The sequence below is a fragment of the Bordetella petrii genome (assembly GCF_020991325.1).
GTDB classification, from domain to species: domain Bacteria; phylum Pseudomonadota; class Gammaproteobacteria; order Burkholderiales; family Burkholderiaceae_B; genus Bordetella_A; species Bordetella_A petrii_E.
In genome coordinates this window covers 1-13,277 of the sequence record NZ_JAJMLX010000117.1, presented here as the reverse complement: position 1 = coordinate 13,277, position 13,277 = coordinate 1, and the positions used below count along the sequence as shown (strand labels likewise).

General features: G+C 67.5%; 10 protein-coding genes. 4 read left to right on the top strand and 6 right to left on the bottom strand.

All coding sequences use genetic code 11. The annotated features are described in order from the left end of the window. Positions 1–241, bottom strand: a 241-nt coding sequence (locus tag LPZ50_RS13285) for a FecR/PupR family sigma factor regulator (protein WP_230661955.1), incomplete at its 3' end; no start/stop codon positions are given. Continuing rightward, positions 238–753 (bottom strand): sigma-70 family RNA polymerase sigma factor, encoded by a 516-nt coding sequence (locus tag LPZ50_RS13280; protein WP_230661954.1) that lies wholly within the window; start codon positions 751–753, stop codon positions 238–240. The genes LPZ50_RS13285 and LPZ50_RS13280, both read right to left, overlap by 4 nt. Before the next feature lie 181 nt (positions 754–934). On the opposite strand from LPZ50_RS13280, the gene LPZ50_RS13275 reads away from it, so the two are divergent. Continuing rightward, positions 935–1,600, top strand: coding sequence for an RraA family protein (locus tag LPZ50_RS13275; protein WP_230661953.1), 666 nt, complete (start codon positions 935–937; stop codon positions 1,598–1,600). 158 nt (positions 1,601–1,758) lie between these two features. Here LPZ50_RS13275 and LPZ50_RS13270 read toward each other — a convergent pair whose 3' ends face one another. Together LPZ50_RS13270 and LPZ50_RS13265 are read right to left on the bottom strand one after the other, a co-directional pair. After that, complete coding sequence (locus tag LPZ50_RS13270) at positions 1,759–2,562, bottom strand: APH(3')-II family aminoglycoside O-phosphotransferase (protein WP_419195595.1); 804 nt, start codon at positions 2,560–2,562, stop codon at positions 1,759–1,761. Beyond that, the gene (locus LPZ50_RS13265) at positions 2,559–3,341 is read right to left on the bottom strand and encodes a YggS family pyridoxal phosphate-dependent enzyme (RefSeq protein WP_230661952.1); all 783 of its coding nucleotides are present in this window, start codon (positions 3,339–3,341) and stop codon (positions 2,559–2,561) included. The genes LPZ50_RS13270 and LPZ50_RS13265 overlap by 4 nt, the downstream gene beginning before the upstream one ends. A gap of 164 nt (positions 3,342–3,505) precedes the next feature. Between LPZ50_RS13265 and LPZ50_RS13260 the strand changes: the two genes are divergently transcribed. Further along, positions 3,506–4,483 (top strand): Bug family tripartite tricarboxylate transporter substrate binding protein, encoded by a 978-nt coding sequence (locus tag LPZ50_RS13260; protein WP_230661951.1) that lies wholly within the window; start codon positions 3,506–3,508, stop codon positions 4,481–4,483. A 10-nt stretch (positions 4,484–4,493) separates the two neighbouring features. Then, positions 4,494–5,432: a ketopantoate reductase family protein gene (locus tag LPZ50_RS13255; RefSeq protein ID WP_230661950.1), complete on the top strand. Its 939-nt coding sequence runs from the start codon at positions 4,494–4,496 to the stop codon at positions 5,430–5,432. On the opposite strand, the gene LPZ50_RS13250 is transcribed toward LPZ50_RS13255, so the two are convergent. Then, positions 5,417–6,022 carry a flavodoxin family protein gene (locus tag LPZ50_RS13250; RefSeq protein ID WP_230661949.1) on the bottom strand — a complete coding sequence of 202 codons (606 nt, stop codon included), beginning with the start codon at positions 6,020–6,022 and terminating at the stop codon, positions 5,417–5,419. The two genes, LPZ50_RS13255 and LPZ50_RS13250, sit on opposite strands and share 16 nt — an antisense overlap. A gap of 80 nt (positions 6,023–6,102) precedes the next feature. Continuing rightward, on the bottom strand, positions 6,103–7,422 hold the full coding sequence (locus LPZ50_RS13245) for a short-chain fatty acid transporter (RefSeq protein WP_230661948.1): 1,320 nt from the start codon (positions 7,420–7,422) through the stop codon (positions 6,103–6,105). A gap of 236 nt (positions 7,423–7,658) precedes the next feature. On the opposite strand from LPZ50_RS13245, the gene LPZ50_RS13240 reads away from it, so the two are divergent. After that, on the top strand, positions 7,659–13,277 hold a 5,619-nt coding region (locus LPZ50_RS13240), incomplete at its 3' end, for a beta strand repeat-containing protein (protein ID WP_230661947.1).

The following is a 13,277-nucleotide window of genomic DNA, read 5'->3' as shown; positions in this document are numbered from 1 at the left end:
GGTCGTGGCGCACGCTGCGGTCCAGGGCGGCACGGCCCAACCCGGGCGGAAGGCCGCCCAGCTTGGCCAGCACGTCCTGGGCGCGCCGCCAGGCCCGTTCATGTTCCGCGCTGCGCTGGCGCCATTGATCACAGGCGCGATGGTCGGCCAGCGAGCACTTGCCCGAATGCATCAGCACTAGCCAGTCGGCGGCCTCGGCGGCGATGCGGGGGTCGATGGAAGCGGTCAGGGCAGGCGTCATGGCGCGGCCAGGATGCAGTGCCGGAAGGCTTCAGCCATGTAGCGTTTGACGCTGCGCAGGCTGATATTCATGTCGGCGGCGATCTGCTCGTACGTCAGCCCGTCCAGTTGCGAAAGCAGGAAGGCATTGCGTACCTTGGCAGGCAGGGCGTCCAGCAGGGCGTCCACTTCCTGCAGCGTCTGCAGGACGGTCAGGCGCTGTTCCTCGGACGGCGCGTGGGTTTGAGGCGTCTGGGCCAGGGCTTCCAGGTAGGCCCGTTCGAGTGCGTGGCGCCGGTACAGGTCTACCACCAGGCGCCTGGCGATGGTGGTCAGGTAGGCGCGAGGTTCGCGCAGCTCGGGCAGGGCCTGGCGCCGGCCGGCCGCCAGAATGCCCATGAAGGTGTCCTGCGCCAGGTCGGCCGCGTCGGCGCTGTTGCCCAGGCGCTTGCGCAGCCAGTTGAACAGCCAGCCATGATGCGCGTCGTACAACTGGGCCACGACCAGGGACGGCGTCGGTTGGGAAGGGGACATCGGCTGGCGATAATTTGTTAATGGGAATTAATCTCAATTATCGCCAGAAATGGGGCCCTGCGGCAATCCGGGCAGACCCGGTTCGTTGTTATTTCGCCTGCAGGCCCAGTTTGTTAATGGTGGCCGCATCCGCGCTACCATCTTTTTTTTCACCCTACTACGGCCCGTGCCGGGAGAGACAATGCTAGGTTTTCAGATTCATGAGCGCCGCCGCCAGGTGGCCCCCGATGTCGTGGCCCGGTTCGCCGGCCTGCCGGTGGCGAACATCAGCGATGTCATGTCGCGCATGGCGGCCGGAGGCGCGCGCCTGCGGCCCATGCACGACGGCACCGGCATGGCCGGCCCGGCGCTTACCGTGAAGACGCGGCCCGGAGACAACCTCATGGTGCACAAGGCGCTGGACCTGGCCGCGCCGGGCGACATCATCGTGGTGGACGCCGGGGGCGACCTGACCAACGCCATCATTGGCGAGATCATGACCACCTATGCGCAGTCCCGCGGTATCGGCGGCATTGTCATCAACGGCGCCATACGCGATTCGGCCGCGCTGCGGTCTAGCAGCTTTCCGGTGTACGCGGCCGGTGTCACCCATCGCGGCCCCTACAAAGACGGGCCGGGCGAAATCAACGGCGCCATCGCGCTGGACGGCATGACCATCGAAGCGGGCGACCTGATCGTGGGCGACGCCGACGGTTTGCTGTGTATTCCCTTTGACCAGGTGGATGCGGTGCACCAGGCCGCCGCGGGGAAGCAGGCCGCCGAAGCCCAGACATTCGCCCAGATCGCGGCAGGCAAGCTGGACACCAGCTGGATCGACGCGCGCTTGAAGCAGCAAGGATGCGCTTGATGTCATCGTGCAGCGTATTACCGGGTGTCTGGCTCCCGCAGGGTGCCAGACACCGATATGCGCGCAGGCTCGACGCGACGGGGTCTGGCACCCTGCGGGAGCCAGACACCTGGCCAAGCCGCTTAAGGTAGCGCCGTGGGTGTCAGCAATAGCCCGCTTCAGAAAAACTCGTCCAGCAGGCGGTAGAACGCCAGGCGGTCCTTGTCGATGGCGCCGCCGTACGCCTGCAGGAATGGCGGCACCCAGGCGCTGCCCAGGTTGTGCTGGATGCTCCATGCCGCCAGGGCCAGGTCCTGGTGGCGGTCGGCCACACCCAGCCGGCCGCAATCGACGAAGCCGGTAAAACCGCCATCGGCTGCCAGCAGGTTGGGCAGGCAGGCGTCGCCGTGTGTGACCACCAATTCTTCCCGGGCCGGCACCTGCCGCAACAGGGTGGCGTACACCTGTTGCGCGCTCTGGCCCAGCCGTTCTGCGTCGAAATCACCCGCGTCGACCAGGCCCGCCTGCATGCGGGCGCGGGCTGCCTCGACGCGGCCCGCCCGCCGATGGTCGTACGGACACAGGGCGGGGTCCAGGGCATGCAGCCGGCGCAGCGCGGCGGCGGCGATGCGCACGATGCACTTGGGTTCCAGGCCGGCCGAAGACGCCAGGTCGCGGCCCGCCACGGCCGACATCAACAGCCAGCAGCGGCCCGCCTCGATGGCTTCGCCGTGTATCCGCGGGCAGCCCATGCCATGCGCCGCCAGCCAACGCAGGCGCTGCGCTTCGCCGGGCAGCTCGGCATGTCCGTGCTCCAGCGCCTCGGTTTTCACGAACAAATCGGCACGGCCGCGGGCCGTCAGGCGATACACGGCCGCGCCGGAACAGCCTATGGCCTGCGCATCCCATGCATAGCCCGCCAGGGCGGCGCGCCATGCGGCGGGCATGGCCAGCATGGCGTCGTGAGCCAGGCCCGCCTTCATGCCTGGGAATCCGGTGCCGCCAGCCCGGGCCAGTAGTGGCTGTCGGGCAGGGCACGCGCGCCGAAGATGGCCTGCCCGACCCGCACCGTGGTGGCGCCTTCTTCGATGGCCAGGGCGTAATCGCCGGACATGCCCATGGACAGTTCGTGCATGCCGATGCCCGCCGGCGCGTCCTGGCGCAGGCGGTCGCGCAATTCGCGCAATCGCACGAAGCAGGGCCGCACCCGCGCGGGGTCGGACGAGAACAGCGCCAGCGTCATCAGGCCCTGCACGCGCAGGCTGGAAAACGCCGGCAGTTCGCGCATGAAGCCCGGCACCTGGTCGGGCGCCAGGCCGAACTTGGTGGCCTCGCCTGACGTGTTGACCTGTACCAGTACCTTCAGCGAACGGCCCTCGGCCTGCAGGCGGCGGTCCAGGGCCTCGGCTACCCGCAGGCTGTCCAGCGCCTGGAATTCGCTGGCGAAGCGCGCCACCAGCCTGGCCTTGTTGGTTTGCAGGTGGCCGATCACGGCCCAGCGCAAATCGGACAGCTCGCGCATGGCTTCCCATTTGGCATGGGCTTCCTGCACTTTGTTTTCGCCCAGCTCGCGGCATCCGGCGGCATAGGCAAGACGGATGCGGGCTTCGTCGACAGTCTTGCTGACGGGCAGCAGGCGGACGGCGGCCGGGTCGCGCCCGGCGCGGTGGCACGCGGCCGCGATGGTGGCATGCACCTGTGCCAGGTTGCGGCGGAAATCCTCCAGCGTATGGGCGGCGGGGTAGGCGGAAGTATCAGTCATGGCGCAGTGTTCTAGATATAGGCGTGGCAGGCAAGCCGACAGCATGCCGCAGTGGCGCGCCAATCGGCAGCATGTCCATGACCGCCGCGCGGTCAAACACGCGGCGCGCCGGGCATGCGTGTGTATTGCCGTTAGAATCAATCAAAACTACACGGAGGAAGACAATGCGTTTTGAAATGCTATCGCGCGCCTGCCTGGTATTGCTGGCGTCATGCGCCATGGGGCAAGCGGGCGCAGCCGACACCTGGCCCCGGCAACCCGTCAACCTGGTGGTCAGCTCGCCTCCCGGAGGCTCCACCGACTATCTGGCGCGCCTGCTGGCCGAACCGCTGGGCGGCAAGCTGGGCCAATCGGTGGTGGTGGTGAACAAGCCTGGCGGCTCCGGCAACCTGGGCAATGGTTTCGTGGCCCATGCCCAGCCCGATGGCTACACGTTGTTGTTCGGCTATAACGGCTATCTGGTCACCAACCCGCATCTGTTCAAAGACCTGGACCTGGATCCGGTCAAGCGCTACACGCCGGTGGCTTTCGTGGCCAGTTCGCAGCAATTGCTGGTGGCCAGCAACCAGGCGCCGTTCAAGGACCTGCAGGGCCTGATCGCGTATGCCAAGGCGCACCCGGGAAAGCTGAACTATGCGTCGTCGGGCCATGGTTCGGTGCCGCACGTGGGCGCGGTGATGCTGGAGCAGATGGCCGGCATTTCCATGACGCACATCCCTTTCAAGGGCGCGGGCGATGCCATGCAGGCCCTGGCCGCCGGCACGGTCGATTTCTACATCACCAGTCCTGCCGGGGCCATGAGCCAGGTAAAGGCGGGCCTGGTGCGCGCCATCGGGGTATCGGGCGCGCAGCGGCTCGATACGCTGCCGCAAGTGCCGGCCACCGCTGAATTGGGCCTGAAGGGCTACGACGTGGGTTCGTGGTTCGCCATCTATGGCCCGGCGGGCCTGCCGCCCGCCGTGGTAAGCAAGCTGAACCAGGCTTTCAACAGCGTCCTGTCCACCGACAAGGTGCGCCAAGGCGTGCAGACCGCGGGCATGTACGTGGACACCATGTCGCCGGACGAACTCGCGCGCTATACCCGCGCCGAATCCGAACGGTGGGGCGCCATCATCAAGCAGGCTGACATCAAACTCGACTGAGGAGGAAGCAATGGCGAAGGTATGCATCATGGGTTGCGGCGCAATGGGTTCTGTCTATGCCGGCCTGATGGCGGCGGCGGGCCATGAGGTTCACGCCGTGACACCGTGGCAGGACCATGTCGACGCGATCAATGCCCATGGCTTGCGCGTGTCGGGTTTCAGCGGCGACCGGACGGTAAGGCTGGCCAGCGCATCCATCCATGCCAACGACGTCGGGCCCTGCGACCTGGTCATCATCGCCACCAAGGCCTTCGACGTGGAAACCGCGGCCCGCGGAGTCAAGCCCTTGATGAAGTCGGATACCGTCGTGCAAACCATCCAGAACGGCGTGGGGTCGGCCGACCGCGTGGCGCGCTATGTCGATCCCGCTCAGTTGGCCGTGGGCGTGGTGGGCGGCTATGGGGCCTCGCTGCCCGAGCCCGGCCATGCCCACCACAACGGCCTGGCCGTGACCTGGTTCGGGGCGTATGCCGGCCTGCCGCAAAAAGACCTGGAAGCGTCCGCCGAGATCTGGCGCTCATCCGGGTTCGAGGTAGCCTTGCACGAAGACGTGTCCAGCATGGTGTGGAAGAAAGTCATCATGAACGTCGCGTACTCGGGCACGTCCGGGCTTACCGAGCTGACCATCGGCCAGATCATCGATCACCCCGAAGCCTGGCGCATCGCCTCGGGCTGCGCCCAGGAAGCCGTGGATGTCTCGCGCAAACTGGGCATCGAACTGGGCCTGCCGGATCCCATCGCCCACGTGCGCGAACTGGGCGGCAAGATTCCGGACGCACGCCCCTCGATGTTGCTGGACCTGCTGGCGGGCCGGCGTTGCGAGGTGGATGCGATCAATGGCGCGATCGTGCGCATCGGCGGCGAACGCGATGTGCCCACGCCCATCAATGATGTGGTGGTGGCGCTGATCCGTGCCAAAGAGGCCGGCGTGGTTCAACGCGGCGGGTAAGGCGAATCGCGCAACAGCCGGGCCAGGTGCATGCAGTTCAGGGCCAGTTCGCGCGTCGCCTGCGCGGTTTTCTCGGGCGTGGCGGGCAGGTCCTGGAAATCGGTCTTGTGCATGGCCTCGCCCACCCAATAGGTGCAGCCGCCCGCCGGCAGCGTGAACCCCACGTCGTTCAGGGCCTGGAACAATTCGGCGCTGACGTGGTGCGCGCCGTCTTCGTTGCCCACCACCGCCACGCCCGCCACCTTGCCGTAGGGCGGCATGCGCCCGCCCTCGTCCAGTTCGCCCAGGAAAGCGTCCATGCGTTCCAGCACCCGCTGGCACACGCTGGACAGGTGGCCCAGCCAGATGGGCGTGCCCAGGATGACAATGTCGGCCGCCAGGATGCGCCGGCGCAGGTCGGGCCATTCATCGCCCGGGCCTTCGTCGGACGTCACGCCGGGCGCGATGGCATGGTCCACGGCCCGCATCAAGTCGCAGGTGGCGCCCAGGCCGCGCAGTTCGTCGGCCACCTGGCCCAGCAGTTTCTCGCACGATGACGAGGCGGGCGATTTTTTCAGCGTGCAGTTGATGGCAATGGCGTTCAGGGGCATGGCGGTTCCTTGTGTGGCCGCGGCGGCACGGCGTGGTTTTCGGCAAGCCGCGGGCCAGCAAGGGCCATGCCCGGCCAACGTCAGAAGAACGTCAGCCCCACGCCGATGACCACGCCGCTGATGAACAGCTGGATCAGGCAATAGCCCATGATGTCCTTCGCCTTCAGGCCGGCGATGGCCAGTACCGGCAGGGCCCAGAACGGCTGCAGCATGTTGGTCCAGGAATCGCCCCAGGCCACGGCCATGGCGACGCGGGGAATATCTGCGCCCAGCGCCTGCGCCGATGCGATCACGATGGGGCTTTGCACCGCCCACTGGCCGCCGCCGGACGGCACGAACACATTCACAATGCCGGCGCTGAGGAACGTCCACAAGGGCAGGGTGGTGGCGGTGGAGAACGACACGAACCATTCCGACAGCGAGGCGGCCAGGCCCGAATCCATCATGATGGCCATGATGCCCGCGTAGAACGGAAACTGGATCACGATGCCGGCGCCGCCACGGATGGCTTCGTCCAGGCAGGTCAACAGGCGCCGCGGCGTGCGGTGCAGCACGATGGCCAGGAACAGGAACGTGAAATTGATGACGTTCAGGTTCAGGCCGGCGCCGCGCACCACGTAGTAGTCGAACAGATAGGCCAGCCCGGCGAAGCCGATCAGCATGGCGATGAGCGTGCTGTTCTCCAGGCGCGCGGCCGGGCGGCGTTCGTCTTCGGCGCTGGTGGGTGCCGGTTCGGCGGCGTCCAGCTTGGCGGGATCGACGTAGATGCTGTCTTTTTCGTCGGGCAGCATCAGGCGGTTCACCAGCGGCACCAGCACGAACAGGGCCGCCACGATCACCAGGTTGAAGGTGGCGAAAATCGTGTCCGACGTGGGAATGATGCCGATGCGGTCGGCCGAGAAGTGGCCTTCGGTGGCGATGGTCAGCGGAATGGATCCGGCCAGGCCGCCATGCCACACCAGAAAGCCCGAATAGGCGCTGGCCACCAGCAGGCGGTAGTCCACCTTGATCTGGCGGGCGATTTCCTTGGCGAACAGCGCGCCCACCACCAGGCCGAAACCCCAGTTCAGCCAGCTGGCCGCCAGCGACACCACCGACACCAGCAGGATGGCGCCGCCGGCGTTGCCGGACAGGCCCGCCAGGCGGGACAGGATGCCCTTGACCAGCGGCGTGCTGGCCAGCATGTAGCCGGTCAGCAGCACCAGCAGCATCTGCATGGCGAAGGTCAGCAGGCCCCAGAAGCCGTTGCCCCACCAGCGGATCACCTCCATGGGGGCACGGCCTTCGAACACCATGGCGGCGACTGCGGCAACCAGGGTCAATAGAACGACAAAAATATAAGGGTCGGGCAGGTAGCGCTCCACCAGCTTGACCGACCCCCGTGACAGCAGCTTGAACACAAGGACTCCTTTGATGTGGTACGCCGGTTTGGCCCGGCGATCGGCGGCAATGCTATCACGGCCGTCCAAACGGCCTGATGGACCCGGGTAGGCCGATTCGTCGAGCCAAACGGCGGATTCGTCGAAAAAATGCTGCGATGCGAGGTCTTTTCCGGTTTGATGGCGCCTATCACTGTGAATTGCCACGTGGCCGGCACCGTCACGCAGGGGTGCGCCGCGAAAAAATGGAGAGCAATATGGCTGTCGGAATGAAGGCGCGTCGCAAACTGGCATATCGGCGCCAGTTCCTGGTTTCATCCGTGGCAACCGGCCTGCTGGCGGGCGCGGGGCCCGCCGCGGCCGCCTGCACGGAATCCGGCAGCAGCTGGCAGTGCGACTACGGTTCGACCGAAACCTATACCAGCATCCAGGGCGTGTCCAAGGCGGGCTATAGCCCGCCGCACGATGACGGCACCACCGATGCGGGCGCGGGGCCCAGCGTCACGATCAATGACGCCGGCGCCACTTTCACCGTGTCGTCGGGTTTCGATGTTTACCGCGGGGTGCTGTATGGCCAGACGTTCGGCGGGCAGGGTGAAGATGCGGGCGATGGCGGCGGGGCCGGCAAGGTCAGCATATCCAGCGCCGGCAAAATGACAGTCACCGTCAATGGCTCGGCGGACAATACGCCACGTGCCTTTATTACCGGCATTTCTCAGGGGGGCGATGGCGAGCAGGACGACAACGACGATAACGACTCCAACGGCGGCGCGGGCGCCAATGGCAATGACGTGTCGATAGTGTTGAACGGCGCGGTGGATTATCGCGTGGACGGCAGCATTACCCGCAACTTCGAAGGGGTGCTGGCGCAAAGCGGCGGCGGCCAGGGCGGGCGGCAGAACAGCGCGTTGTTCGACAACCAGCGCGGTGGCCAGGGCGGCTCGGGCCAGTTGGCCAAGGTTCGCAATGCCGGCTCGATCAAGATAGGCGCGCAGGCACCCATACAGAGTTCGGCGGATCTGGTCACCGGCATCCGGGCCTGGTCGTTCGGCGGATATGGCGGGCATTACAACGGCGACGCGGGCGGCGGCGGCACGGTAGAGGTCTACCATGATGCCGGCGCCGAACTGCAGGTGCGTGTCGATTCGAGCAATAGCGACGCGAATATTTTCGGCATCCTGGCGGAAAGCGAGGGCGCCCAGGGATATAAATCCGACGACGCCGACGACAAGGGCGGACAGGGCGGCAACGGCGGCGCGGTCACCGTCAACGTCAATAGCGGCATTTCGGTGGATGTCACGGGGGGCGCCGAGTATGGCGCCGCCGTCAAGGCCGCCAGCCTGGGCGGCAAGGGCGGCACGGGCTACAACCGCAACGTGGGCGGCGATGGCGGCCAGGCGGGCGACGTGGCGGTCACGCTGGGTTCCAACAATTACGAGATCGCCACATCGGGCGACAGGGTGATGGGCATCATGGCCATCAGCCGCGGCGGCGAAGGCGGCGACGGCGTCGATGATACGGCAGTCGCGGGCAAGGCCGGAGGCGGCGGGTTCGGCGGTAATGGGGGCCAGGTGCAGGTGAATACCTCCAGCGGCGCAAGCATCACCACCAGCGGCCATTACGCCAGCGGCATCGTCGCCATGTCGCTGGGCGGCGGTGGCGGAACCGGGGGCGAGTTCATCGGCATCATCGGCGGTGGCGCGGGCAATGGCGGCAACGGCGGCGATGCCGGCAACGTCACGGTGGACAACAAGGCCGACATCGGCACGCAGGGCGACCACGCGTACGGCATCCTGGCGCAGTCCATCTCGGGCGGCGGCGGGGCGGGGGGCGTGGCCGCCGGACTGGTACTGGAGGTGGGCGGCGACGGCGAGGCGGGCGGCACGCCCGGAGAAGTCATGGTCTCGAACATGGGCGACATTAGCACCGCGGGCTACGGGTCGCATGGCATCGTGGCCCAGTCGATCGCCGACGGCGGCGGGGCGGCCGGCGGCGCCGGCGGCATCATCGCCATAGGCGGGAATGCCGATTCGGCGCACGAATCGCACGGCGGCAAAGTCACCGCGGCCAACTATGGCGTCATTGCCACTTCAGGCGATACCGCCAAGGGCATGATGGTGCACTCGATCGGCGGCGGCGGCGGTACTGGTGCCGGCACCGCCGGCATCCTGAGCGTGGGCGGGCAGGGCCAGGCCGGCGGCGACGGCGGCGAGGTCGAGGTCACGTCCATTGGTACCATCCCCACGGCCGGCGAGTTCGCGCACGGCGTGCAGGTGCAATCGATCGGCGGCGGCGGCGGCGACGGTGGCAATGCCTTCGACCTGGCCCTGGGCGCCGGCATCGGCGTGGGGGGGACGGGCGAAGGCGGCGGCAACGGCGGCGCGGTAACCGTGTCGGGCAGCGAGCAGGCCCAGATATCCACCACCGGCTACGGCGCCTTCGGGCTGCTGGCCCATTCGGTGGGTAAGGGAGGCGGGGCGGGTGGCTTTGCCGTGGGCGCGGGTATTGCCGACCTGACTTTCCAGATAGGGGGCGACGGTGGCGGCAGCGGCTCGGGTGGCGCCGTTAACGTGGACCGGTCCAACCTGCACATCCAGACGGCCGGCGGCCTGGCCGTCGGCCTGGGCGTGCAGTCGATAGGCGGGGGCGGGGGAGCGGGCGGTGCCGTGGTCACCGATACCCTGGGCGTGGAAATCAATTTGAACGTGGCCGTGGGCGGCGACGGCGGCGTGGCCGGCGATGGCGGTGCGGTGGACGTGGCGCTGGACCGGAGTTCGATCACGACCACGGGCTCCGTCGACCAGACCAGCGAGTCCGAGTCCGCGGACGGTGCCACCGCCATTCTTGCGCAGTCCATCGGCGGCGGTGGAGGCAATGGCGGTAATTCGATAATAGACAACTTCATTCTCGGCCTGCCGGTCGAGGGCGGGGTCGGAGTGTCCATCCCCATCAACCTGGCCATTGGCGGCACGGGAGGCGCGAGCGGCAATGGCGGCGATGTCGATGTCGATATCTCGAATACCGCCTTGAATACCCTGGGCCAATATTCGCGCGGCATCCATGCCCAGTCCGTCGGCGGCGGAGGCGGGAACGGAGGCGATTCCGCCATCTATTCGCTGGCGATCGACTTGCCCAGCACCGTGAATGTGCAGCTCCAGGCCGCGGTGGGCGGCCAGTGTTCAGACGGAGATTGCGCCGGCGGCGATGGCGCGGGGGTGGATGTCAATCTGGCCAACAGCACGATTTCCACGGCGGGCGACTACGCCACGGGCGTACTGGCGCAATCCATAGGCGGTGGCGGGGGATCGGGCGGCGCGGCGTATTCATCCAGCTATGCCTTCGGCACGTATGCCAGCGTGACGGCATCGACCACCGTCGGCGGCAAGGGCGCCATGGGCGGCGATGGCGGGCTGGTCAATGTCAGCCAGGACGCAAGCAGCAATATCGTCACCACCGGGTCGGGCGCGCGGGGTATCGTCGCGCAGTCGGTCGGCGGCGGAGGCGGCGAATCGCAGGGCGTCTCGGCGGTGGCTTCCGCGGGCGGGCAACTCTTGCCGGGCGAAGGCGGCAAGCTGCCCACCTTGCGCCTTTCGGTGGCGGTTGGCAGGGAAGGCCCCGGCGGGGGCAATGGCGCGGCCACGGCGGTACATAACGCGGGCATCATCTCCACAACTGGCCGCAACAGCGATGGCATCATGGCGCAATCGATCGGCGGCGGCGGCGGCCTGGGGGGCTCGCTGGGCGGCCACTACGATTCGTTGCTGAACAACGTCACGGGCTTGATCAAAGAGCTCGAGGCCATCCTGGGGCGCCTTACCTTCAATACCAGCGGCACCATGTCGGTCGGCATAGGCGGCACTGGCGGCGCGGGCGGGAATGCAGACCTGGCCACCGTCGTCAATCAGGGCGACATCACCACCACGGGCGATTACGCCGACGGCATCGTGGCGCAGTCGATCGGCGGCGGCGGGGGCGACGGAGGCATTGCCACGGTCAATGGCAAAGATTCGCTGTACTCCGGCGAGCTTGCCATCGGCGGCAGCGGCGGCGGCGGCGGGCTGGGCGGGCAGGTGGATGTCAACTTGCTCGACGGCTCATCCATCGTGACCCAGGGCGGCACGGCCTACGGCGTCCTGGCTCAGTCCATCGGCGGCGGGGGCGGCCTGGGCAGCCTGGGCTCGGCCACCTTCGGCGGCACCATGAATATCGGTTCCGATGTGGGCGGCACCGGCGGCAACGCCAGCGACGGTGGCGCGGTCAACTTCGCGGCCAGCGGCAACAATATGGTGCAGACGCTAGGCGATGGCTCGCATGGCGTTGTACTGCAATCCGTGGGCAACGGCGGTGGCGCGGGCGGCACCGCCGACTATGGCGCGAATTCCTACATACTGGATTATTCGCTGGTGATGTCGCTGGGCGGCCATGGCGGCGACGCCGGCAATGGCGGCGCCGTGACGGCCTGCGGCTATCAGGCCGAGTGCTCGGCCGTCAATATTTCAACCGCGGGCGACCAGTCCGCCGGACTGATCGCGCAATCCGTGGGCGGCGGCGGCGGGTTGGGCGGGATAAACACCATCTCCAACCCCGAGCGGTTCTGGGGCGCGATCAGGCCTTTCAACATTACCGTGGGATTGGAGCAGGGCGGCAAAGGCGGCGCGGGCGGCGATGGCGGCAATGTAGTCGTCGAAGGCGATTTCTCTATCAGCACCCAGGGGGATTTCTCGCCCGGCCTGCTGGCGCAATCCCTGGGCGGGGGCGGCGGCGTGGGCGCCGCGCGGGCGTTGTACCCGTGGGAAAACGGCCTCAACGAAGGGGAACACACCACGGCCCAGATTACGGTGCACCTGGGCGGAAGCGATGGCGACGGCGGTGACGGGGGCGTAGTCTCGCTGCAAAACAGCAGTAACGTCGTTACCCAGGGCGATGTGTCGCATGGCATGGTGGCCCAATCCATAGGCGGGGGCGGCGGGGTCGCGGGCGTCGCGGTGAAGCCGCTGGGCAGCGACGATACCAGTGACCCCAGTGGCGCCTTGCCCACCGAGTCCTGGATGTACCTGAGTGTCGGCGGCGACCCGGACGATGGCGACAGTGACGGAGACGATAGCGACGATTCCGGCGACACGGCAGGCTCCGTGCGGGGAGTCGGCAACAGCAACCCGCTGAAAGAGCAGGACGCCGTGTCGATCGCGGCGCTGGGTTCGGTCAGTACCGGGGGCGACTGGGCCATGGGTGTGCTGGCGCAGGCCATTGGCGGCGGCGGCGGGGCGGGTTATGTCGGTTCGGATACCGGAGGCGTATCGTCGCCCACCACCGGCGAGGTCAATGTGGGCGGCGGCGCCGGCAGCAACGGCTATGGCGGCGACATCGCATTGCGGCTGGACGGCGCCGAGGATACGGGCATCCAGACCGCCGGCAGTGGCGCCTACGGCATCCTGGCCCAATCCATCGGCGGAGGCGGCGGCCTGGGCGTCGCGCTGTCTTCCGGCACTGGCATCAAGACGAACGTGGGCGGAACGCAATCTTCCGACTCGTCCCATACGCAGGATGGCGGCAAGGTTCGGCTGTACGGGTCCAAGACGATCGTGACGAATGGCGCCGATGCACACGGCGTGGTGCTGCAGTCGATCGGCGGCGGCGGCGGGGTGGCGGGCATGACTCTGCCGGCCGACGGCGGCAGCGTGGCTGGGGACATCAATGTGGGCGGCACCGACTACGGCAATGCACAGACGGTTACGGTGGACAACGCCGTCTTGCGCATCGGCACGGCGGGCGACCGCGCCTTCGGCCTGGCGGCGCAATCGATAGGCGGAGGCGGCGGCATTGCCACGGCAGGCGCCGGCGTCGGCCTGTCGCAGGTTACGCTGGGCGGGCAGGCC

Bases quoted from the DNA above. Each gene is read 5' to 3' on its own strand.
- LPZ50_RS13280 (WP_230661954.1), bottom strand. From the start codon at position 753: ATGTCCCCTTCCCAACCGACGCCGTCCCTGGTCGTGGCCCAGTTGTAC.
- LPZ50_RS13275 (WP_230661953.1), top strand. From the start codon at position 935: ATGCTAGGTTTTCAGATTCATGAGCGCCGCCGCCAGGTGGCCCCCGAT.
- LPZ50_RS13270 (WP_419195595.1), bottom strand. From the start codon at position 2,562: ATGAAGGCGGGCCTGGCTCACGACGCCATGCTGGCCATGCCCGCCGCA.
- LPZ50_RS13265 (WP_230661952.1), bottom strand. From the start codon at position 3,341: ATGACTGATACTTCCGCCTACCCCGCCGCCCATACGCTGGAGGATTTC.
- LPZ50_RS13260 (WP_230661951.1), top strand. From the start codon at position 3,506: ATGCGTTTTGAAATGCTATCGCGCGCCTGCCTGGTATTGCTGGCGTCA.
- LPZ50_RS13255 (WP_230661950.1), top strand. From the start codon at position 4,494: ATGGCGAAGGTATGCATCATGGGTTGCGGCGCAATGGGTTCTGTCTAT.
- LPZ50_RS13250 (WP_230661949.1), bottom strand. From the start codon at position 6,022: ATGCCCCTGAACGCCATTGCCATCAACTGCACGCTGAAAAAATCGCCC.